Raw genomic sequence first — 21,481 nt, 5'->3', positions numbered from 1 at the left:
AGAGACCGGCTTACCGTTGGCCTATCGCTCGAGAAAACGAGGATCACTCCATGGCCAATGCCGCTCTCTTCATCTCGACCGTGCTCATATGGGGCACGACCTGGATTGCCATCGCCATGCAGGTCGGTCCCGTGCCGGTGCTGGTCTCGGTCTTTTACAGATTTGCGGTCGCAGCAGTGATCCTCGTCGCCATCCTGGCTTTCATGCGGCGGCTCAATGTCCCTGCCTTGCGGGACCAGCCCTTTATCCTAGCGCAAGCGCTCTGCCTGTTCAGCCTCAATTTCATCTGTTTCTACAATGCAGCTGGCTTCATTCCCTCCGGGCTGATCTCCGTCATCTTTTCGCTGGCAACGATCTACAATGCCGTCAATGCGCGACTTTTCTTCGGCGACCGCATTACAGGCCGAACGCTCCTGGCTGCGACGCTCGGAGCAACAGGCCTCCTCCTACTTTTCGGAGAGGAGGTTGTCGTCGATTTCAATATGGGCACGTTGAAAGGGATAGGGCTCGCGGCGCTTGGCACGCTGTTCTTCTCGCTCGGCAACATGGCATCGCGTCGAAACAGCGCTGCCGGGATCTCACCGCTTACCGCCAATGGCTGGGGCATGACCTATGGCGCGATCGTCCTCCTCTTGCTGATCGCCGTGACCCAAACGCCGATCGTGGCCCCGCCTGACATCACCTATCTTGCCGCTCTCCTCTATCTCGCGGCCATCGGATCGGTGATCGGCTTCACCACCTACCTCATGCTGGTGTCGCGCATCGGCTCCTCACGCGCTGCCTATGCCACCGTCCTGTTCCCGATCGTCGCCCTGTCATTGTCGACAGTCTTCGAGGGCTACCACTGGAGTGGTCTCGGCCTGATCGGCCTGGCGCTGACGCTTCTCGGCAACGTGGTCATCTTTGCGCGACCTTTAGCCCGCCGCCCAATTCAATCGACTGCGCGGCTGCCGGCAAGCGGGTGACAGTGTCAGCCGACCGGCTTTTGCAGGACGTCGAAGCGCGGATTGGTTTCGGAAAAGATCGGCAGGGCGGCAGCGCCAAGGATCGCCGTATCCTTGCCGGTCATGCCGATCATAACGCGGGGTATCGTCCGCTTTCGGTCGGGATCGATCGGCACGTGCAGCGGCTCGAGCCGCTCGGCAAGGCGGCGCATCAGCGATGTCGATACGCTGCCGCCGAGTACGATGGTCTGCGGATCGAAGGCAAGCTCCAGAAAATCGAGGGTCTGCCGCAACGGCTCGACGGCCTGATCCAGCCAGGCATCGAGGCCTTCGCTGCCTTCGGCGATCAGCGGATCGAGATCGTCGGGCGAAAGCTCCCGCGCATTCGCAATGCCCATGCATTCGTAAGCTACGCTTGGCGAGAGATAACGATCCAGGCAGCCGCGCTTGCCGCAGCTGCAGAGCCTGCCATGCGGCTCGACGATTATATGCCCGATCTCGCCTGCATTGTTGCGGCTGCCCTTGTAGAGATGGCCGTCGAGAAACATTCCGGCGCCGATGCCGCCGGCGCCCGCCAGGAACAGATAGACGAAGCTGCCGAGGCCGCGGGCGACGCCGTGAAGACGCTCGCCGATCGCGGCCGCCGTCGCATCGTTCTCGACCAGGACCGGCACTCCAACCCGTTGTTCCAGTGCATGCGCGACCGGAAAATCCTGCCAACCCGGCAGGCTCTGCGGACTGAGGGACGTGGTGCCGCCATCGGCGTAGCGGCCGGGCAGGGCGATGCCGACACCGAGCAGCCTATCTCGGTCGAATGCGAAGGCCTGCTGAAGCTCCTCGACGATTGCCTGGAGAGCAGACATGGCCCTTTGCGGATCGGGGTGTTCGACCTGGTGCTCGATGCGCGCGCAGACGGCGCCCGAGAGATCCGTCAGCACGCCGCTTGCGCGGCGGCGGCCAAGTTCCAGGCCAATTGAATAGGCACCGTGCGGATTGATGCTGTAGGGAATGATCGGCTGGCCTCGCGCCAGCTTCTGCGCCTCGGCCGCAACGAGAAGATGCGATCGCTCCAGCTCCTCGACGATGTTCGAGACGGTCTGGGCCGTCAGCGCCGTCATCCGGGCGATCGCGGCCCGTGACAGCGGACCGTGGATGCGGACAGCCTCGATCACCACGCGCCGGTTGTGAGACTTGGCCTGCTCGAGATTCGTGCCGGAAATCGCCTTCATGTCACCTTCGAAGGAAATGAAGCATCACCCTTGTCACAAGACGGAGACTGATGAAAGACACATTCCTCGCTGCTCTTATTTGCCGATGGCGCCAGCTCGATGAACGCTGCGCCTCCGCAAGAAGCCAAGCATCGTTATCCCCGATAGGCCGGTGACGGCACTGAGGACGGCGGTGCCGGAATAGCTCGCCACCGCCGTGCCGGCAGCAAAGACCAATGCGCCGATCCCGGCACTGGCAAATATATTGACGGAGATCAGCGCGCTGCCGAGCCCCGGTCGATCCGCGATCAGATCCTGTAGATAGGTGATCGGAATGCTGATGATCGCCGCCGCGCCGATGCCGGCAAGCAAGGTGAGAGCGTAGAGGTGCCATGGTTCAGAGGCAAAGCCGAGAAGGCCGAGGAACACGGCATAGACGATGGTGCCGGCGGCAAGCGCCGCCATCTGCCCGGTCTTGCGGGCAATGCGCGACCAGACGATGATGAAGACGACCTCCAACAATGCGACGATGCCGACGAGAATGCCGACATCGCTGAGCGCGCCATGCGCCGCGCCGGTGGCGATCAGCGGCAGAAGGGCGTCGTTGAGATGCAGCGTGCTGGTGATGAGCGCCACCCCACAGACATGCGCGGAAATCCGCGGCGAAACCACCTGGCGAAGCGCGCCGAGATAGGTGAGATGGTGGGTTGCGGCCAACTCCGTTCCCGCCCGTTTCGGCAGGGCGAAGAGGATGATGCCCTGGCAGAACAGACATGAGATGGCGGCAAAGAGATAGGCCGGCAGCATGCTCGACGCACCCGAGAGAACAAGGCCGGTAACGCCTGGGATCAGCACCCAGGAAAGCGAGATCATCGCCCGCACGCCTGAATTGGCCGTCACCATCTCGCTCCGGGTCATGCCCTGCATCGCCGCACGCGCATTGGCGAACAGCAGCGAATTCAACGCGCCGTAAATCGGCAGCGGCAGCAACCCGCTGATGATGAAGATCGCCGCCGTGGGAAAGGCGTAGACCATGCCGTAACCGACGATGCCGAACACGCAGGCGCCGATCATCGCCGAACGATACTCGCCCAGCCGATCGGCGAGATTGCCGAGCAGGACGCTGACGACGACATTCACCGCCGCCGATGCAAAGGTGAGGGTGGAGTAGAGACCATCGCTCAGCCCCAGTTCGCGAATGCCGACGACCGAACGATAGGGCGCGGTCATTGCTCCCGCCATGCCGAAGGTGAAAATGGCGATCATGCTGGCGCGGATCGCCGGATTGCGGAAGACGTCGGGAAAAAGGCGGCTCATGCGGTCGATCAATCGTCAGGGAAATCGGCAGGCGCGGCCGCGTCGGGCAGTCCCGGAGGTCATCTCATGCTATCGTTTCGGCTCGGAACTCGGAGCCCTGAATGTCAATAATGCTCCGATTGCGAGAAGGTCCGGGCCAGTTCGGCTTGGCCGGCCGTCAGGCCACAATCGACGGGCAGGCAAACGCCTGAGATGGCTGCTGCCAGAGGGCCGGCAAGGAAGGCCACGGCATAGGCGACATCCAGGGGATCGACGACGCGCTGCAGCGGATACCAGCGGCGCGCTTCCTCGAACACATTGGGGTTGGCCGCGGCGCGCGCCTCCCAGGCCTGCGTCTTCACCGTGCCGGGCGCAACCGCATTGGAGCGGATGCCGAACTTGCCGTATTCCACGGCGACCAATCGGGTGAAATGCAAGAGACCGGCCTTGGCGGCGCTATAGGCGGGATGTCCAAAGACATTCATGCCGTTGACCGAGGCGATGTTGACGACGGAACCCTTGGACGTCTTCAGCATCGGTTCGAAGGCGCGAAAACATAAGAATGCCGCCTCGAGATTGAGCGCATTGTCGGCCCGCCAGATCTCGGGCGTCGTATCGTGCAGGCTGGTGGCGCGAGCGGCGCCGGCATTGTTGACGAGGGTTCGAACGAGGCCGCTGCCGGCAGCGCGTTCTGCCAGTTCGGCAATGCTCATCTCACTGGTCACGTCGCATCCGAAGGCCACGAAACGGTCCGCCGGGCCGAGCTTCGAAGCCACGGCGGCTGCGGCAGCCGCGTCGATGTCGGCAAGCAGAACGACATCATGATCATCGGCGAGCCGCGCGGCAATCGCCGCGCCGATGTCGCCTGCAGCGCCCGTCACGATGGCGATCGATTGGGTCATTTATTGTCGCTCCTGTTCATATGCTTCAGTCTCCAAGCAACTGCCGGTCATCGCCGTCGCGGTGAAGGACAAGCTGCTGCTTGATGCGCCGCAGCGTCACCGTCGCCTTCGGCTGAACGGCGTAGGCCACCAGGCTCGACAGGATGTCGACCATCGCGATGTAGGCGATGCGCGTCGAGGTCGGACGGTAGATATTGTTGCCTTCGGGAAGATCGATCGCCACGACGATCTCGGCTGCCTTGGCGACGGGGCTGTCCGTCTGCGTCAAAGCGATCGTCTTCACCCTGGTGTCGCGGGCAAGCTCGAAGGCCCGCACCAGCTCCATATTACGCCCGGAGAAGGACGAACCGATCAGCACGTCGCCCGGTTTGGCGGCGGCTGCCATCATCAGCTGCATGCTGTGGTCTGAACTCGCCGTGATACGAAGTCCGAGACGGAAGAGGCGATTCTGCAGCTCGTCGGCGATCATCGACGAATTGCCGCCCGAGCCGAAGGCGTAGATCATGTCGGCCTTGGCGATATGGGAAACGGCAGCTTCGATCGCGGCAAGATCGAGGGATCGATGCAGGAGGAAGAGCGCGTTCTGCGCCTTGGTGATGATATCCTGGGCGACATCGGCCGGATCGGTACTCTTCGATTCCGGCTTCAGATAGCGAACGCCGATATGGGCGGTGCGGGCGAGCTGGACCTTGAAGTCGGAAAAGCTTTCGCAACCCAGCCGGCGGCAAAAGCGAGTGACGGTCGGCGGCGAGACCTCGGCCCGTTCCGCGAGTTCGATGATCGAGGCGTTGACGGCGAATTCGAAGTCGTTGACGATGATCTCCGCGATGCGGCTTTCGGAGGGGGAGAGCCGGCCTTTGTCTTCCTGCAATGTCGAAAAAATATCCAAACCCGTCCCCCCGATGGCGCCATCAATCCTTCTTCTTATAGGCCACGCAGTCGATCTCAACCTTGCAATCGACCATCATCGACGATTGCACACAGGCGCGCGCCGGCGGATGCTCGCCGAAATACTCCTGATAGATCTTGTTGAAGGTCCAGAAGTCGCGCGGGTCGTCGAGCCAGACGCCGACGCGCACGACGTCCTCGACGCCGTATCCGGCCTCTTCGAGGATCGCCAGAACATTGGCGATCGTCTTGTGGGTCTGGGCGATGATGTTGCCGTCGATGATCTCGCCATCTTCCATCGCCACCTGCCCGGAAACATAGAGCCATCCGTCAGCTTCGACAGCGCGCGCGAAAGGCAGCGCCTTGCCGCCGGCGCCGGTTTGCACAGTGCCATAGCGCTTGATAGGCATTCCCAAATCCTTGCAAATTATTTTCTTGATAAGTTGACAAATGACCATAGAAAGCAGAATTTGACCAGTGAAAAACGCCGATTATGAAAAGAATTTCAATCCGGGGCTGATATGCGCGATCCTTTCGAGAGTCCTTTCCCTTCCGACAGCGCCCGGCACGCGATCTGGGAAATGCTCGTTCCGCGCGATATCGATGCCTTTCTGACCGCCGACTGGTCGATGGTGGAAAATGACTTCGTGGAAGAAGGCTTCATCGGTATCGACGGCCGCAAGGAGACCAACCCCGACAAATGGCGGCTCGCTTTCCCGACGCTCAAAGCCTACCGCGACGAGTGGCTGAGGCAGGCGCAGGATTTCGCCGGACAAAGTTTCGCCGAAGATCCGCGCACGGCGATCTTCACCACGACGACGCTCGAAGATATCGAGATCGAAGGCGACATGGCGCTGGTGCGCAAGAAATTCGACGGCGGCATCACCAAGTCCGACGGCACCCGCGACATCCTGCAATGGCAGACGCTTTATTATTGCCGGCTTCACGAAGGACGCTGGAAGATCTCAGGTTTCACCGGCTACCTGCCGAACCCGATGGGGTAAAGCGGGGCCGACAACACGAAGGCCACTTTCTTGCGCATATTCACGGCAGCACTGGCGACCGAGACCAACTCCTTCTCCCCGATCTGCGTGGATCGTCGCGCATTCGAAGCCTCGCTCTATGCCCCGCCCGGCCAGCATCCCGAAACGCCGACGCTCTGCACCGCGCCGATCACCGTCGGAAGGCGCGTCGCCAAGGAAAAGGGCTGGGAACTGATCGAGGGGACCGCCACCTGGGCCGACCCCGCCGGCCTCGTCAACCGGACGACCTACGAAGGACTGCGTGACGAAATCCTCGGCCAGCTCCACGCGGCATTGCCGGTCGATGCGGTCGTCATGGGCCTGCACGGCGCCATGGTGGCGGCCGGATATGAGGATACGGAAGGCGATCTTCTCCAGCGCATGCGCGAGATCGTCGGACCTGACGTGCTCATCTCAGCCGAACTCGATCCGCATAGCCATTTGACCGCGAAGCGCGTCGAAGCACTCGATTTCGCCATCTATTTCAAGGAGTTTCCGCACACCGACTTCGTCGATCGCGCGGAGGACCTCTGGAGCATCGCTGTAGAAACGCTGGAAGGCCGGGTCAAGCCAGTCATGTCGGTGTTCGACTGCCGCATGATCGATGTCTTCCCGACATCGCGCGAACCCATGCGCTCCTTCGTCGACAAGATCATGCAGATCGAGAAGGATGACCCAGAGATCCTGTCGATCTCAGTGATCCACGGTTTCATGGTCGGCGACGTTCCCGAAATGGGAACGAAGCTGCTTGTCGTCACCGACAACAGGCCGGAAAAAGGCGCGGCGCTGGCGCGGGAACTCGGCCTTGAACTGTTTTCCAAGCGCGGCACCTTCATGATCCCGCAGATCGACGAGAAGGAAGCCGTCGCCCGCGCAATGGCCGCGACCGCCTGGCCCGTCGTCATCGCCGACGTCTGGGACAATCCGGGTGGCGGCACGGCAGGAGATGCGACTGTTATTCTCGCAGAGCTCATGGCCCGCGGCGTCACCAGCGCCGCCATCGGCACCATCTGGGATCCGATGGCCGTGCAGATCTGTTTTGCGGCGGGCGAGGGCGCGGAGATTCCCCTGCGCTTCGGCGCCAAATCAGCCCCCGGCACCGGCAATCCCATCGACGGCACTGTCAAGGTCGTGAAGCTGGTTAGGAATGCCGAGATGCAGTTCGGCGAGAGCCTGGCGCCCTTCGGCGATGCCGCCCATATCGTGCTCGACGACCTCGACATCATCCTCAATTCCACGCGCGCCCAGAGCTTCGATCCCAGCCTGTTTTCGGTGATGGGCATCGATCCCACGAAGCAGAAGATCCTGGTGATCAAATCCACCAACCACTTCTTCGCGTCGTTCTCTCGGATTGCGGCGGAAATCCTTTACTGCTCCGCCGGAACGCCTTATCCCAATAATCCAGCGACGACGCCGTACCGGCGGGCGCCGAAAACCATCTGGCCGATCGTGGCCGATCCACATGGGACAGAACGCGGAGCCGCCTAAATGCATGATGCCAGCTTCGCCGTCGTCGCCAAGGCAGGCGACAGGATCACCGATCTCTCGACGCCGCGCCCTGTCATCGACGAGGACCGGCTGGCTGCGAACATCCACCGCGTTCAATCCTATATGGATCAGCACGGTTTGAACTTCCGACCGCATATCAAGACGCACAAGATTCCGGCACTCGCCGTCGCCCAGGTCGCGGCCGGCGCCAAGGGCATCAATTGCCAGAAGGTCACCGAAGCTGAGGTCTTTGCCGAAGCAGGTTTCGGCGACATCCTGATTACCTTCAATATCCTCGGACAGCAGAAGCTCGAGCGCCTGGCGAGATTGAACGAGAAAATACCGGCCCTCAAAGTCGTCGCCGATAGCGAAGTGACGGTCGACGGGCTCGCCGCACATTTTTCCGGCCATAAGCCGCTGACCGTGCTTGTGGAATGCGACACCGGCGCCGGCCGCTGCGGTGTGCAGACGCCGGAAGAGGCGGCCTCACTCGCCAAGCGCATCGCCGCAGCCGACGGCCTCACCTTCGGCGGCATCGTCAACTACCCGAAGCCGCAATCGGCCGCCGCCGTCGAAGCCTTCATCGCCGAGACGGTGAGCCGCCTGCAATCGGAAGGCATAAGCTGTCCGATCGTCAGCAATGGCGGAACGCCGAGCCTGTTCGAGGCGCATCTCGTCAGGTCAGCCACCGAACACCGTGCCGGCACCTACATCTACAACGACCGGCAGATGGTGCGCATGGGCCATTGCACCGAGGACGATTGCGCCATGCATGTGCTGGCGACCGTGGTGTCACGGCCAACCGCCGACCGCGCCGTCATCGATGCCGGCTCGAAGGCGCTGACCTCGGATCTCCAGGGCTTCAGCGACTACGGCCTGATCGTCGGTTATCCCCAGGCCTGCATCACCAGCCTGTCGGAAGAACACGGCGTGATCGATCTGTCGAACTGCACCGGCCCCCGGCCGCAGATCGGCGAAAAGCTCTTCATCATCCCGAACCACACCTGCGTGGTGTCCAACCTGTTCGATACGATGGTTTTCCATCGGGGTGGGATCGTGACGCGCGTTGAGAAGGTCGCGGCCCGCGGCCTCGTCTGGTAGGGGTTCCGGTTAAGGGTGAACAGCCTCGGTCACTGAAGGCCTCGGAGTCACCAGAGTTCAGTCGCTGGAATCGCAAGACCTGTGCGCGGTATGTCGCGCCAACGGGGACTTGGACTGTACAGGCGAGTGTCCGCTTTGGGCCGTTGGCGAGCGGACCGTTTTCGGGAAGCAGGCGCTGACAGCTTACATTCATTCATCAGCGGCTCGAAGGTCCGCTTTTTAAGTCGCAGCAGACAATTTTTGCTGCCGCCGCCGCGGTGCAATAAGCTCGAATGACCTGCCTGCAGCAGGGAAAGTTCGGGACGCTTGCGCTTCCTGCGCGAGCAGATTACACTGAACTACATGGTTCAGTATTCCAACCCTCCCCTCGATCTCTCGTTCGCGGCACTGTCCGATGCGACCCGCCGCGGGATCATTGATCAGCTCGGGCGAGGAGACGCGTCGATCACCAGTCTCGCCGATAAGTTCCAGATGACGCTGACCGGCATGAAGAAGCACGTCCAGGTTCTCGAGCGGGCGGGGCTCGTCGTTACGCAGAAGGTCGGACGCGTGAGAACGTGCAAGCTGGGAGAACGCGGGCTCAAGGCGGAGGCCGAGTGGATCGAGGCGCATCGCAAGCTCTTCGAGGTCCGCTTCGAAGCATTGGATGAGATCATCAGCGAAATGAAACAGGAGGGAAGAGATGAATCAGCAAGTTAACAGTGGAGGTGGGGCGCAGACCTCAACGTCAGTCGAGCGCAAAGGAGATCGCGAACTCATCGTGACGCGGACAGTCGATGCGCCGCCGAGCACGGTTTACAGGGCGTGGAGCCAGCCCGAGCTGTTCCGGCGCTGGTGGGTGCCAAAATCAGCACCCGGCATTTCGCTCGTATCGTGCGAAATGGACGTCCGTACCGGCGGCAAATATCGGCTTGAATTCGGCGCCGGCGGTTCAGACACGATGGCCTTTTACGGCAGGTATCTCGAGGTGGTGCCGAACGAGCGCATCGTCTGGACCAACGACGAGGGCGAAGAGGGAGCGATCACGACTGTGACCTTCGAAGATCAAGGCGGGAGGACACTTGTGGTTTTCCACGAAGTCTATCCGTCCAAGGAGGCGCTTGAGGAAGCATTGCAGGGCTCGGCGGCCGCATTGGCGGAGCAGCTGGAACAACTCGACGAATTGATTTCCAGCATGGGCGAGTAGCGTGGGTCGGGAAACTCGCCTCGGGCATGCGTCTGTTCTTCGGAAGTGGCCCGACCGGCCTTTCCGGCCGGCGCGGGGCGCACCCGGGCGATGTTAGTCGTGAGCGCCGGTCTTCCATAGATGCATTGAGGATTGTTGTCGTCGTGGTCATCGCCGATCGGACGGTGCTTCCTCGCCGGAATGAGAAAGCACCGTTGCGTCTCGGAATTAGCCTCACCCGGCACTCCGGGCACTTTGGACATCGCCTCTTCTGCTCATTGTGGCGGAGCTCGAAGAGTCAGTTGCGGGGCTGCAGCAATGCCAGAACGATGGTCGATAAAGCCAACACGGCCGTAAGTGTCAATGGCGCTGACGCACCGTAGTGATCGACCACGTAGCCGCCGAAAAGCGCGCCGATGCTGATGGCTACCTGGAAGGAAACGACCATCAGGCTGCCAGCAGCCTCCAAGGCATCCGCTGCGCCGCGAGACAAGTTGGTAGGCAGTACCACCGGAGCCATCCCAAAAGCGAAGCCCCAAACTGTAACCAGGGCAAACGCAATGCCGCTATATGCACCCCAGAGTACGAGAGCAAGCGCCGCAAACGCCATCAATGCGCCGGTTACAGCGAGTGCCGAGCGGATATTGGCGTCCGCCAGTCGGCCTCCGGCGACATTGCCAATCACAGCGGCGATGCCAAACCCGAGAAGCGCCAAGGCAATCGGCCCTGTGCCAAGGAGGGTTACTTGTTCGAGGAAGGGTCGCACGTAGACTGAGCCGGCAAAATGCCCCGTCATCAGCAAGAGGATGGCGAGCATTCCAAGTTGAACGGTGCGCCGTTTGGTCAGCCGGAAGACGTCAGAAAGACTGTTGCTTGCGTTTGCGGGTAGCGTCGGCAAGCTGAGAATCTGCAGCAGCATCGCAATCACTGCGAGACCTGCGGTCATGGCCGTGGCGGCACGCCAGCCAAGCCAATCGCTAATCAAAGCACCCATGGATGGTGCAGCTATTGTGGCAAGAGAGACGCCCAGAGTGACGATAGCCATGCCCCGGCCTGTCGCATTGGCGCCGACCAATCTCGCCACCACGGCAACTGAAAGTGCCCAGAAGCCACTTAGCGCGATGCCCAGTCCGGCTCGGCCCAATAACAATAGCCAAAAATCCGTCGCGAGGGCGGCCACGAGATTGGAGCCGATAGCCAAGGCACTTAGGCCAACAAGGACAGTCTTCCGGTTCAGTTTGCCGATGAGGACATTGCTCAATAAGGCCGTGACCGCGCCAACAGACGCGGTTGCAGTGACAACCTGACCAGCGGTTCCCTCGCTGATGCCAAGGTCACGCGCCATCGGCGTCAACAGGCCCGCCGGCAGGAATTCAGCTGACACAAGCGCAAAACTTGTAGCTGCCATTGAAATAACGGCAAACCAGGTGGTGGGGCTCCATGAACTCGGAACGGTAGACTCGAGGTCAATCGCGGTGCCGTCTAGCTGTGATGTTGTGTCCGTCATTGAAATACCTCCAAGGTTGGAAGTCTTCATAGCGGAGTCTTTCAGGATGATATGTACCCTACAGTCCGAATTCTATGTCCGTTCGTCCGGGAATGGTGCGGCGCACAACGCCAGGTGAAACGCTGGTGATGCGTTTAAAGGCGCGAGCGAACGAGGCTTCAGATTCATAGCCCAACTGAGAAGCGACCTTCGCAACGGACATGTTTTGACCGAGCAACTCTCGTGCAAGCTGCATACGCAGACGGGCTAGATACCGTGCCGCGCCTTCCCCTAGGATGGCACTGAAGCGTTCCGCGAAGATCGAGCGCGATTGACCTGCCACGCCGGCAAGGGTCTCCAGCGTCCAGTCGCGGCCGGGATCTCGGTGCATTGCTGCCAGCGCTCGACCGATATGGGGATCACGGATCGCAGCGAGCCAGCCGCTGGTCGAGGCTCCGCTGCAATTGACCCAGCAGCGAATAAGCCGCGCGACGAGTACGTCGGCCATGCGTGACAAAACCGTGGCGCTGCCGATCTGGGGCTGCGACGCCTCTGCCGTCATGGCGGCGAGGAGGGGGCCGACGACCGGATCATTGCCAGCAACATCACAACCCTTGATAATCGGTGGCATCAGAGCGATCAACGGGTTGAGGGCGTTCGCACCCAAAGCCATGGAACCGCAGAACAGGGTGCTCGTCGTTCCTGTTCCTTCTTGCACCACTTCGCAGACATTGCCTCCCAACTTGGTAACCTGGCAGCTCTTAAGCGAGTCCCCGATAACATCAGGCTTGCTGGCCAACCGGTGTTCGACACCCTGTGGCAACAACACCAGATCGCCGTCTTGCAACTCCTGCCATCCCTGGGCTTCAGTATGGATCCAGCATGGTCCTTCACTGACAAAATGAAAGCGAAGCAGTTGTTGCTGCGGAAAGGCGATGCTCCATGGATCGCGTAGCTCACAACGGCCGTAGTTGACACCGCTCAGGCGAAAGTCCTGTAGAACTTCGCTTAGTGCGTCCGTGGGAATTGGCGTCGAAGATTGGGATGAACGATCAACCATTGTGCGATTTTATATGCCAGGCGTCCGGCATGCAAGCATGGCATCTGTGTCGTGGCCGGCTCTGAAGTCATCCGGCGGATGCAGCTCTGCGGCGGCTGTCAATTCACTTCCGAACGGACTTATTGTAGGATGACCGCCCACACGGAGCCAGTCGATTCAAGCCGCCGTCGGGTTGATCACGTTCATATCGATTTCGGTCAGCTCCACCCGCCGCTCGAAGGCAATGCCCGCCTCATCGAAGAGATGGCAATCGGCGGCATTGATGCCAGTCGAAACAGGCGCATCCGCACGGATGCCGACGCTGCCGGGCAGCATGGCGCAGAAATTCTCGGCCTCCCCGTTGAGCGAGGCGTAAGCGACCGTATTGGCACCGAGGCGCTCGATGACCGTTGGCGTCACGCTAAAGACGATATCGCCGCCGTTCAGCTGAATATGCTCCGGCCGGATGCCGAGCGTCAGGGTCTTGCCGGCCATGCCCTCGCGCGGCCTCACCGGCAGAACGGCGGTCTGGCCTTGATACTCCACTTCGACGCCGTTGGCGCTGACGCCTTTGCAGGTTACCGGCAGGAAATTCATCTTCGGATTGCCGATGAAGCCGGCGACGAATTGGTTTGCCGGTTTGTGATAGAGCTCCAGCGGCGCGCCCGTCTGGGAGATGTTGCCGGCGTCGAGCACGACGATGCGGTCGGCCATCGTCATGGCTTCGACCTGGTCGTGCGTCACATAGATCATCGTCGCCTTCAAGGCCCTGTGCAGCTTGGCAAGTTCGATGCGCATGTCGGCACGCAGCGCCGCGTCGAGGTTAGAAAGCGGCTCGTCGAACAGGAATATCTTCGGTTCGCGCACGATGGCGCGGCCGATCGCAACGCGCTGGCGCTGGCCGCCCGAAAGCATGCCGGGTTTCTGCTGCAGCCGCTGGTCGAGATGCAGGATGCGGGCGGCGTTTTCGACCTTTGCCTTGAGCTTTGACTCTTCCATCTTCTCGACGCGAAGCGGGAAGGCGATGTTCTCGAAAACCGTCATATGCGGGTAGAGCGCGTAGGACTGGAACACCATGGCGATGCCGCGCTTGACCGGCGGCAGGTCGTTGACCCTGACGCCGTCGATGACGATATCGCCCGCGGTCGTCGCGTCGAGACCGGCGATCATGCGCAGGAGCGTGGACTTGCCGCAGCCCGACGGGCCGACGAAAACGACAAACTCGCCATTGCCTACCTCGAGCTGCACGCCCTTGAGAACTTCGTAGTCGCCATAGAACTTCTGGACTTTGTTGAGAAGAAGCTGTCCCAAAAATCTGTCTCCGCGGCGGCCTTCGTCGCACGTTTATCGTCAGGGGAGGGATCGCGGATTGTCGCTCCGCGATCCCACGGCGTTTGAGGCTAGCTTACTTGAAGGCCTCGATTTCGCCCGCAGCCTTCTTCAGCGCGGCTTCCGGTTCGGCCTTGCCGGTTACGACGGACTGGATCATCTCGATCATCGAGTTCTGGAAGCCCTTATAGTCGGTGAAGAGCGGTTCCGGGCCGCCGTAGCTGATGCCTTCGATCAAAGGCTTCCAGTGGGGATCCTTGGCGACGAATTCGTCGACCTTTGCAGAGGGACGCAGCGGCGTGAGGCCGGCGCCGCCCTGCAGTTCGTATTCCGACTGAACCTCCGGCGAGGTGATGAACTTGGCGAACTCAGTCGCCTTGTCCTCGACCCCCGACCCCTTGAAGATCGCGAGGCTGTCGGTGATCAGCAGCGTGCCGGGGCCCTTGGCGTCGGGACCGAGCGGCAGCGTCGTGATGCCCCAGCTGATCTTCGTAGCCTTCAGACGGTCGGCCGCACCCGAGCCGGCCTGAATCATCGCGACCTTGCCGTCGAGGAAGATGGCGCGGACTTCGTTCTGTTCATAGGCCGTCGGGCCTTCCTCGGAGTAAGGGACGATATCCTTGTAGGCCTTCAGCGCGGCGAGAATCTGCGGGCTGTCGAGCGTGACGTTGCCTTCGGCATCGATCACCTTGCCGTTGTTGGTGTAAACCCAATGCATGAACTGGTGCATCGTGTTGTCGAAGGTCTTGGCGACGAGACCGAAGCCGGGAATCCCGGTCTTTTCCTTGATCGTCTTCGCCATCTCGATCTCTTCGGCCCAGGTCTTCGGCGGCTTCTCGGGATCGAGGCCGGCCTGCTTGAAGAGGTCCTTGTTCCAGTAGAGCGCCTTGGTCGAGAAGGCGATCGGCACGCCCCACTGGTTACCTTCGAAGGTCACCGTGTCGACGATGTTCGGATAGTAGCTCTTCTTTTCATCCTCCGTCATCGGTACCGGAACGATGAGGTCGTTCTGCGCGAATTCTTTCAGCGTTCGCGAGCCGACATAGGCCATGGCAACAGGCGTGCCGGCGGCGGCGAGCGTCGTTGCCTTGTCCTGGCACTGCGCCCAGCCGACGACTTCGGGCGTGATCTTCCAGCCCGCGTTCTTTTCTTCCCACTGCTTGATGTATTTGGTGTGGATCGGGTCGATCGTGTCGCCGCAATAGATCCAGCTGATTTCCTTGTCGGCCGCATGGGCAGTGACCGCGGTCAGTGCCGTCGAACCGAGCAGGGCGAGCGCCATAAGGCCTGTCTTGATTGTTATGCTCACGTCGTGACTCCCATTGTGGTTGTTAGCTGTTCACTCGTTTTTGCTCTTATTGTTTCACCGCACCGGCGGTCAGACCGCCGACGAGATAACGCTGAAGGAAAAAGATGACGACCATGGCCGGAGCGATGCCGACGAAGGAGGCCGCCATCAGTTCGTTCCAGATGACCTCCTGCTTGCCGAAGTAAGCAAAGAGCCCCACCGGCAGGGGCATGTATTCGGTCTTCGAGTTGAAGGTCAGCGCGAAGATGAATTGCTGGGCGTAGGCGCCGATGAAGGTGGTGATGGCGACGACGATAATTCCCGGCATCGCGATGGGCAGGATGACGCGGCGAAGCGTGTAGAAATGGCTCGCGCCATCCATATAAGCTGCTTCGTTGAGCTCCTGGGGAATGCGGATCATATAGGTGCGCAGCAGCCAGATCGCCGACGGGATCAGGAAGGCGACGCCGGGCACGATCATGGCGAGATAGGTGTTGAGTACGCCCATGCTGCGCATCAAGCGGAAGAGCGGAATCAAGAGCACGGCGCCGGAAAACATGTTCACCGTCAGGAAGGCGCCGAGCAGAATGCCCATGCCCCTGAATTCGAACTTCGCGAAAGCATAGGCCGCGGGAATGACGAGGCAGAGCACGATCAGCGTGACGACGGTCGAGATGAAGAAGGAATTGAAGATATAGCGGGCAAAACCTGGCACGCTGATCCACATTGTCCGGTAGGCTTCGAACGAGCCGTTCTCCGGCCAGAAGCGGTAGGGCGAGGAGAAGAGCTGGCTGAGCGGCTTCAGCGATACCAGGAAACCTTCTAAGAAGGGCGCCAGCACGAAGAAGAGAAAAACGGCGATGCCGCAATAGATCAGGATGATTTCCCACCAGCGGTAACGGTCGATCATGGCGGGGCTGCTCATGCGCGCTTCTCCGGGTTGAGGCGGCGGGTGACGCGGAAATAGGCGAAGCAGAAGAGCGACAGGAAGATGCAGATCAGCACGGCGCGCGCAGCACCTTCCCCATATTTCTTCGAACCGATCGCCGTCTGATAGGTGTCGATGATCATCGTCGTCGTCTCGCCGCTCGGCCCGCCCTGCGTCAGTATCCAGATGATGTCGAAGGAATTGAAGGTGGCGATCAGCGATAGCATCGACATGGTGATGATGGCGGGCACCATCAGCGGCAGGGTTATGCGGCGGAAGCGGTACCAGCGGCCGGCGCCGTCGGTCCAGGCGGCTTCGTAGAGATCCTTCGGAATGGACTGGATCGCCGCCAGGAAATAGATCGTCACCAGCGGCACGCCGATCCACACGTCGGTGACGATCGTCGCCCAGAAGGCCGTACTTCCATAGGCGAGGAAGGCGACCGGGCCGTCGACGAGGCCGAAGCGCTGCAAAAGGCCCGATATCATCCCGAACTGGCCGTTATACATCCAGCCCCACATGAAGATGCCGATCGCCATCGGCACGATCCATGGCGGCATGGTCAACAGCCGGAACAGGGAGCGGCCAGGAACGGCGGCATTCAGCATGCATGCGCCGAACGTGCCGATCACCATTTTCAGGGCGACGGAGAAGAAGGTCCAGACGAAGGTCCGAATGATGACCTCGGCAAAGCGTTCATTGAAGATCTTGTCGTAATTGACCCAGCCGACCCAATTGGTGGTCTTCCTCAGCGACGCATCGGTGAAGGAGAGTATGAACGTATCGACCAGCGGATAGGCGACGATTGCGAGAACATAGAGAACGGCCGGAAGGAGAAGGATCCAGGCGAAGATGACCGTGCTTCTCTGAACACCCATCCTGCCGCCCTCCTCAAGCTGCCTTAGCGTGAAGGGCCTCGTCGAAGCGATCCCAGACGGGACGCAGGTCGACGACAGTCTTCTTCATCCTCGCTTCGTCCATCGCCAGCGCCAGAATGCCGGCTTCGAGCGCATTCAGGGTGGAAACGGGAAGCTCGAGCCCGGTGCGGACGCTTTCGAGCAGATCGCTCGCCATCTGTTCGTCGGCGCCGTAATGCTGGGAGAGTTCGGTGGCGGCATATGTGTTCTCGACCACTTTTTGGCCGGTCAGCTGTTCGTGGACGTTGAGATAGCCGCGAACGAAATCGCCTTCGGCCATGCCGCGTGAACCCATGATGGCGAAGCGGCGGAACTGGTCGGGCACGTTCAAATTGGTGTGGAAGTTCATGCCGACGCCATTGGCATATTCGACGATCGCCACCTGATAGTCGATAATGTCGGCATCGCTGTCGAAGACCTTGTCCGATCCCATCCAGCCGCTCGGCTTGCGATGGAACAGCTCGAGATCGTTGATGCCTTCACGCGCCGGGTCGTTGGCGGGAGTAAAGCTCTTGCGTCCGCCGAAACTGGCGACGCGCTCGGGCCGCGCTCCGACGACGCCATTATAAAGGTCGAGATCGTGGCAGCATTTCTCCAGCATGAAGCTGCCGGAATAGCGCTCGTAGCGGCGCCAGTCGCGCATGAAAAAGGCGCCGTGGTAGGGCTCGATATGTTCGGAAGCCTCGATCGACACGATCTGCCCGAGTTTGCCCTCGGCCTGGATGGCGCGCAAATCCTTGTAAAGAGGAGAATAACGCAGCACGAGACCGACCATCAGCCGCTGATGGCCGAATTTCGCCATCAGATGGGCAAGCTCGATACTTTCCGCGATTGTCGTGACGATCGGCTTTTCGCAGAAAACCTTGAGACCGGCTTGCAGCCCGAGCCGGATATGATCGAGATGCAGGTGATTGGGGGAGCCGATCATCAGCAGATCGAGCTTTTCCGAGGCGAGAAGCTCTTCCGGCGAAGCGTAGGCCTTGCCGACCGAAATTCCCTTTTCCGTCAATCCGGGGAGCCCGGCAGGTTCCGGATCCACATAGCCCACAATGTCAAAACTGCTGTCGATCGCCTTGAAGACATAGCCGAGATAACCCAGCCGGAATCCTAGCCCGATGATTCCTACTTTCATGCCGATCATGTTCCCAGTTAAGTAATTTATTTTCTTTAAGTTGGGACAAAAATCCGGAGGCGTCAATAGAAAACGGGCATCGAAGCACGCGCATGAAATTGATTTTCATATATCGGTAGGCGGCTGTCGATTTTGTGCAGAGAGAGGCCGAATGCTGCGGCAAATGGAACACGGCGCACCTTCAGGCAAAGGACGGCGGATGGACGCGCCCTGCGCCGCTGATCACGCAAGGGCTCGCGAAAGGTTGAAAGGACTCGCTATTCCTCGTGTGTAGGATGCCGTGAGAAGCCGAGGCAAGGAGGAGCAATTATGACCCGTATGACAGCCAAGGATTTCCCGCAGGAACTTCTCGAACTTTACGATTATTATGCGCATGGGAAAATCACCAAGCGCGAGTTTCTCGACCGCGCCGCCAAATTTGCGGTCGGTGGCATCACGGCAGCCGCCATTCTTGCGTCGCTCAGCCCCGATTATGCGCTGGCCACCCAGGTCGAGTCCACCGATCCCAATATATCAGCCGAATACATTACCTATCCCTCTCCCAACGGAAACGGAGATGTCCGCGGCTATCTCGTGCGCCCCGCAAAGGCCGCCGGCAAGGTCGCAGGCGTGGTCGTCGTTCACGAGAATAGAGGCCTCAATCCCTATATCGAGGATGTGGCGCGGCGTGTAGCGAAGGCGGGCTTCATCGCACTGGCGCCGGATGGCCTGACGTCGGTCGGCGGTTACCCCGGCAATGACGAAAAGGGGCGGGAGCTCCAGCAGAAGGTCGATCCGGAAAAGCTGATGAACGACTTCTTCGCGGCGGTCGAGTTCCTGATGAGGAGTGATCTCACCACCGGCAAGGTCGGCATCACAGGCTTCTGCTACGGCGGCGGCGTCGCCAACGCTGCGGCGGTCGCTTATCCCGAACTGGCCGCAGCGGTGCCCTTCTACGGCCGGCATCCGCGCGCCGAAGACGTGCCGAAGATCAAGGCGCCATTGCTTCTTCACTATGCCGGGCTGGACAAGGGCGTCAACGAAGGCTGGCCAGCCTATGAAGCCGCGCTGAAATCGGCAGGAAAAACCTACGAGGCCTATATCTACCCCGACGTTAATCACGGCTTTCACAATGACACCACGCCACGCTACGACGAGGCGGCAGCCAAGCTCGCCTGGCAGCGAACGGTCGACTGGTTCAGCAAATATCTCGCTTGAGAATACATCGGCTTGAAGCGGCGGGGGACATCACCGCCGACTGGCAAATGTCGCGCCCGGCTATTGCGAACGGTCGACCTTGCGCCGTCCTCGACTGACCATCATTCCGCCGACGATGAGAACAATTCCGCTGGCGTTCGCCCAGAACGACGCCGGAACGGCTCTGATGTAAGCAAACGCCACCCCCGTTACCATCTGCCCGCCGTTGATCAGTAGAGCCGAGTTGACCGCACCGATCCGCGCGATTGCCCAACTGCCGACGGCCACGAAGATCACGCCGATGGGACCGCCTAGATAGGCATACCAGGGCGCCTCGGCGGCGCGCTGGGGAAACAGGCCCCCGATGAAGAGGCCGAGGCAGGTGAGTACGGCGAACCCTACGGCGTGATTCCAGAAGGATGCGATCAGCGGCGTCGTGGAGATGCTCAGACGCCCATTGAGCTGGCGGCTGAGGCCGACAAGCACGCCGCCCAGGCTCGCGAGGAAAACGAAGACCGTCACGCCGCACCTCGCCCGAACAGGATAATCAGGGCCGCACCCGTCACGACCAAGCCGAGCGCCGCGACGTCCCGTGTATCGAGACGTCGCTTTGGCAGCCCGAACAGTCCCCAACTATCGGCGGCGGCGCTGAAGACAACCTGACCGGCCAGGCCCAGAGCCAGGGTGCCGGAGAGCCCGAGCGGTGAATTGACCGCAGTGGAGGTTAGAATGACCGTTGCCGCACCGGATATTCCGCCGAAATAGGCCCATAAGGGCGCCTTGGGGGTGTTGCCCCGCGTTGGCGTGTCTCGCCGGTGGATCAGCAGGAGAAGAATGACGGCGGCAATGATGCCGGTACCGTGAGCGGTCCAAGAGGAGAACAGCGGATTGCCATAACGTGCCAGCTCGCCATTCAGGTGCACCATGAACGTCAGGAGCCCACCCGTAGCAAAAGCGCCGGCAAAATAGATCGGATGCGGATTTCGTGCGGCGTCGATAGTCATTGGAGATCCCGTCAGCGAATCGATTGCGGCGGATGTTTTCAAATTGCCACTAAGGCCATTCATCGGCATCTTCAGGAAGACGTGGTGTCGTCATAGCCTGGCAGGCATGGAGGACGCGATGCTGCTCAAAGGCGAACGAACATTCGTGGTGCGGGATGCTGGAGGTTTCGTCGCGCACATCAATATGCCCGGGTGGCTGAAGCCCAGGCCGGTTGACCACGGCCATGGCCCTCTCGCAATGGTCGTCGAATCCATTCTCGATCCTGGCCGGCTGATCGCGATGCATGAGCACAGAAACGACGAGATCGTTTCCTGGGTGCCCGAAGGCGTGATGCGTCACGACGACAAGGCCACCGGCCGCCTGGTCATCGACCGCGACCATCTGATGGTGATGAATGCCGGAACAGGCTTCTGGCACTCCGAAGAAACGCTCGCCTCCGATCCGCCGCTGCGCATGCTGCAGATCCTTGTTCGCCCGCGCGCCATCGGTCTGGAGCCGAAAATCCAATACGGCTCAATCCCTGCGGCCACGGCGAATTTCTGGCGGCATCTGGTCGGCCCGGAAGGGGAGGGCGCGCCGTATTATATCCGCAACGCCGTCGACATATTCGACATTCGGCTGGAGGCGGGCGCACGGACAGAATTCCCGCGGAAACAGGGCAGAGATCTCTACTTTTATGTCTTCAGTGGCTCAATCGTCGTTGATGGGCAGAGCTTTACCGAAGGCGAGCAGGGACTGCATCTGTCGGATGACAGGCTCGGCCTTGAGGCCAAGGATCCAGCCACGTTGATCGCGTTTCTCCTCGATGCAAACGCACCGGTCGCCAAGCAGGGGACCGTCGGCGACCACAGGAAGATACCGCCGGTCATCGTCATACGTGCCTTTCTGAAATGGAGGAAATTTCGCTGGATGTGGAGGCGTTCTTCATAGCGGCGGCACTCAATGATTACCGCAAGTCGCTTCCGCTTTCGGCAATTGTGCGGTAGCCTGTCCGTTCGTTCACATCCAGCGAAGATCTTCGCTGCAAGCCCCATAGATGCCGAGGACAGGCGAAGTTGCGATCGTCCAGAGCCTCGGAACAGTTTCCGTCAGCCGTGATACGGCCAAAAAATGTGTTGTGAACGGAACAAGCATGCCGGCAATTGGGTTTCGAACCTTAGTGTTTAA

The 21,481-nt window shown here is 60.6% G+C and carries 22 protein-coding genes; 8 read left to right on the top strand and 14 right to left on the bottom strand.

What is annotated here, in order from left to right; all coding sequences use genetic code 11:
* Positions 1-50 precede the first annotated feature (50 nt).
* Entirely contained in the window at positions 51-965 is a 915-nt protein-coding gene (locus J2J98_RS25715) for a DMT family transporter (protein ID WP_138395593.1), read from the top strand.
* A 5-nt stretch (positions 966-970) separates the two neighbouring features.
* Here J2J98_RS25715 and J2J98_RS25710 read toward each other — a convergent pair whose 3' ends face one another.
* From J2J98_RS25710 to J2J98_RS25690, 5 genes are all read right to left on the bottom strand, one after another.
* A complete protein-coding gene (locus J2J98_RS25710) occupies positions 971-2,173 on the bottom strand; it encodes an ROK family transcriptional regulator (protein ID WP_138395594.1) in 1,203 nt (400 codons plus the stop codon).
* Between the two features lie 75 nt (positions 2,174-2,248).
* Positions 2,249-3,469 (bottom strand): MFS transporter, encoded by a 1,221-nt coding sequence (locus tag J2J98_RS25705; protein ID WP_207603611.1) that lies wholly within the window; start codon positions 3,467-3,469, stop codon positions 2,249-2,251.
* 104 nt (positions 3,470-3,573) lie between these two features.
* Positions 3,574-4,350, bottom strand: coding sequence for an SDR family oxidoreductase (locus J2J98_RS25700; RefSeq protein ID WP_138395596.1), 777 nt, complete (start codon positions 4,348-4,350; stop codon positions 3,574-3,576).
* 25 nt (positions 4,351-4,375) lie between these two features.
* Positions 4,376-5,239: a MurR/RpiR family transcriptional regulator gene (locus J2J98_RS25695; RefSeq protein ID WP_207603610.1), complete on the bottom strand. Its 864-nt coding sequence runs from the start codon at positions 5,237-5,239 to the stop codon at positions 4,376-4,378.
* A 22-nt stretch (positions 5,240-5,261) separates the two neighbouring features.
* Complete coding sequence (locus J2J98_RS25690) at positions 5,262-5,648, bottom strand: RidA family protein (protein WP_064695691.1); 387 nt, start codon at positions 5,646-5,648, stop codon at positions 5,262-5,264.
* Between the two features lie 111 nt (positions 5,649-5,759).
* On the opposite strand from J2J98_RS25690, the gene J2J98_RS25685 reads away from it, so the two are divergent.
* The 5 genes from J2J98_RS25685 (at position 5,760) to J2J98_RS25665 (ending at position 10,035) form a co-directional block, all read left to right on the top strand.
* A complete protein-coding gene (locus tag J2J98_RS25685) occupies positions 5,760-6,242 on the top strand; it encodes a hypothetical protein (RefSeq protein WP_064707444.1) in 483 nt (160 codons plus the stop codon).
* A 30-nt stretch (positions 6,243-6,272) separates the two neighbouring features.
* Entirely contained in the window at positions 6,273-7,748 is a 1,476-nt protein-coding gene (locus J2J98_RS25680) for a M81 family metallopeptidase (protein WP_207603609.1), read from the top strand.
* On the top strand, positions 7,749-8,849 hold the full coding sequence (locus J2J98_RS25675) for a D-TA family PLP-dependent enzyme (RefSeq protein ID WP_207603608.1): 1,101 nt from the start codon (positions 7,749-7,751) through the stop codon (positions 8,847-8,849).
* A 342-nt stretch (positions 8,850-9,191) separates the two neighbouring features.
* Positions 9,192-9,548: an ArsR/SmtB family transcription factor gene (locus tag J2J98_RS25670; RefSeq protein WP_207603779.1), complete on the top strand. Its 357-nt coding sequence runs from the start codon at positions 9,192-9,194 to the stop codon at positions 9,546-9,548.
* Entirely contained in the window at positions 9,532-10,035 is a 504-nt protein-coding gene (locus J2J98_RS25665) for an SRPBCC family protein (protein ID WP_207603607.1), read from the top strand. Before J2J98_RS25670 ends, J2J98_RS25665 begins: the two co-directional genes overlap by 17 nt.
* Before the next feature lie 277 nt (positions 10,036-10,312).
* Here the strand turns inward: J2J98_RS25665 and J2J98_RS25660 are convergent, their stop codons facing one another.
* From J2J98_RS25660 to J2J98_RS25630, 7 genes are all read right to left on the bottom strand, one after another.
* Positions 10,313-11,521 carry an MFS transporter gene (locus J2J98_RS25660; protein ID WP_207603606.1) on the bottom strand — a complete coding sequence of 403 codons (1,209 nt, stop codon included), beginning with the start codon at positions 11,519-11,521 and terminating at the stop codon, positions 10,313-10,315.
* Between the two features lie 58 nt (positions 11,522-11,579).
* Positions 11,580-12,560 carry an AraC family transcriptional regulator gene (locus tag J2J98_RS25655; RefSeq protein ID WP_138395602.1) on the bottom strand — a complete coding sequence of 327 codons (981 nt, stop codon included), beginning with the start codon at positions 12,558-12,560 and terminating at the stop codon, positions 11,580-11,582.
* Positions 12,561-12,716: 156 nt separating this feature from the next.
* Entirely contained in the window at positions 12,717-13,850 is a 1,134-nt protein-coding gene (locus J2J98_RS25650) for an ABC transporter ATP-binding protein (protein WP_064707450.1), read from the bottom strand.
* Positions 13,851-13,944: 94 nt separating this feature from the next.
* A complete protein-coding gene (locus tag J2J98_RS25645; protein WP_064713331.1) occupies positions 13,945-15,150 on the bottom strand; it encodes an ABC transporter substrate-binding protein in 1,206 nt (401 codons plus the stop codon).
* A 73-nt stretch (positions 15,151-15,223) separates the two neighbouring features.
* Positions 15,224-16,081, bottom strand: a complete 858-nt coding sequence (locus J2J98_RS25640; RefSeq protein WP_064707452.1) for a carbohydrate ABC transporter permease — start codon at positions 16,079-16,081, stop codon at positions 15,224-15,226.
* A complete protein-coding gene (locus J2J98_RS25635; protein WP_064707453.1) occupies positions 16,078-16,962 on the bottom strand; it encodes a carbohydrate ABC transporter permease in 885 nt (294 codons plus the stop codon). Before J2J98_RS25635 ends, J2J98_RS25640 begins: the two co-directional genes overlap by 4 nt.
* 13 nt (positions 16,963-16,975) lie before the next feature.
* A complete protein-coding gene (locus J2J98_RS25630) occupies positions 16,976-18,133 on the bottom strand; it encodes a Gfo/Idh/MocA family protein (protein ID WP_138395604.1) in 1,158 nt (385 codons plus the stop codon).
* A gap of 309 nt (positions 18,134-18,442) precedes the next feature.
* On the opposite strand from J2J98_RS25630, the gene yghX reads away from it, so the two are divergent.
* A complete protein-coding gene (gene yghX / locus J2J98_RS25625; RefSeq protein ID WP_207603605.1) occupies positions 18,443-19,330 on the top strand; it encodes a YghX family hydrolase in 888 nt (295 codons plus the stop codon).
* Between the two features lie 60 nt (positions 19,331-19,390).
* Here yghX and J2J98_RS25620 read toward each other — a convergent pair whose 3' ends face one another.
* Both J2J98_RS25620 and J2J98_RS25615 read right to left on the bottom strand, forming a co-directional pair.
* Positions 19,391-19,831 (bottom strand): DMT family transporter, encoded by a 441-nt coding sequence (locus tag J2J98_RS25620; protein WP_207603604.1) that lies wholly within the window; start codon positions 19,829-19,831, stop codon positions 19,391-19,393.
* Complete coding sequence (locus tag J2J98_RS25615; RefSeq protein ID WP_207603603.1) at positions 19,828-20,313, bottom strand: DMT family transporter; 486 nt, start codon at positions 20,311-20,313, stop codon at positions 19,828-19,830. The genes J2J98_RS25620 and J2J98_RS25615 overlap by 4 nt, the downstream gene beginning before the upstream one ends.
* A 118-nt stretch (positions 20,314-20,431) precedes the next feature.
* On the opposite strand from J2J98_RS25615, the gene J2J98_RS25610 reads away from it, so the two are divergent.
* Positions 20,432-21,244, top strand: coding sequence for a pirin family protein (locus J2J98_RS25610; RefSeq protein ID WP_207603602.1), 813 nt, complete (start codon positions 20,432-20,434; stop codon positions 21,242-21,244).
* The last annotated feature ends 237 nt before the right edge of the window (positions 21,245-21,481 follow it).

Origin of the sequence: Rhizobium bangladeshense, assembly GCF_017357245.1 — a bacterium.
GTDB lineage: Bacteria > Pseudomonadota > Alphaproteobacteria > Rhizobiales > Rhizobiaceae > Rhizobium > Rhizobium bangladeshense.
Note: the sequence above shows the minus strand (reverse complement) of the source record. Positions and strands in the feature narration are given on the sequence as shown.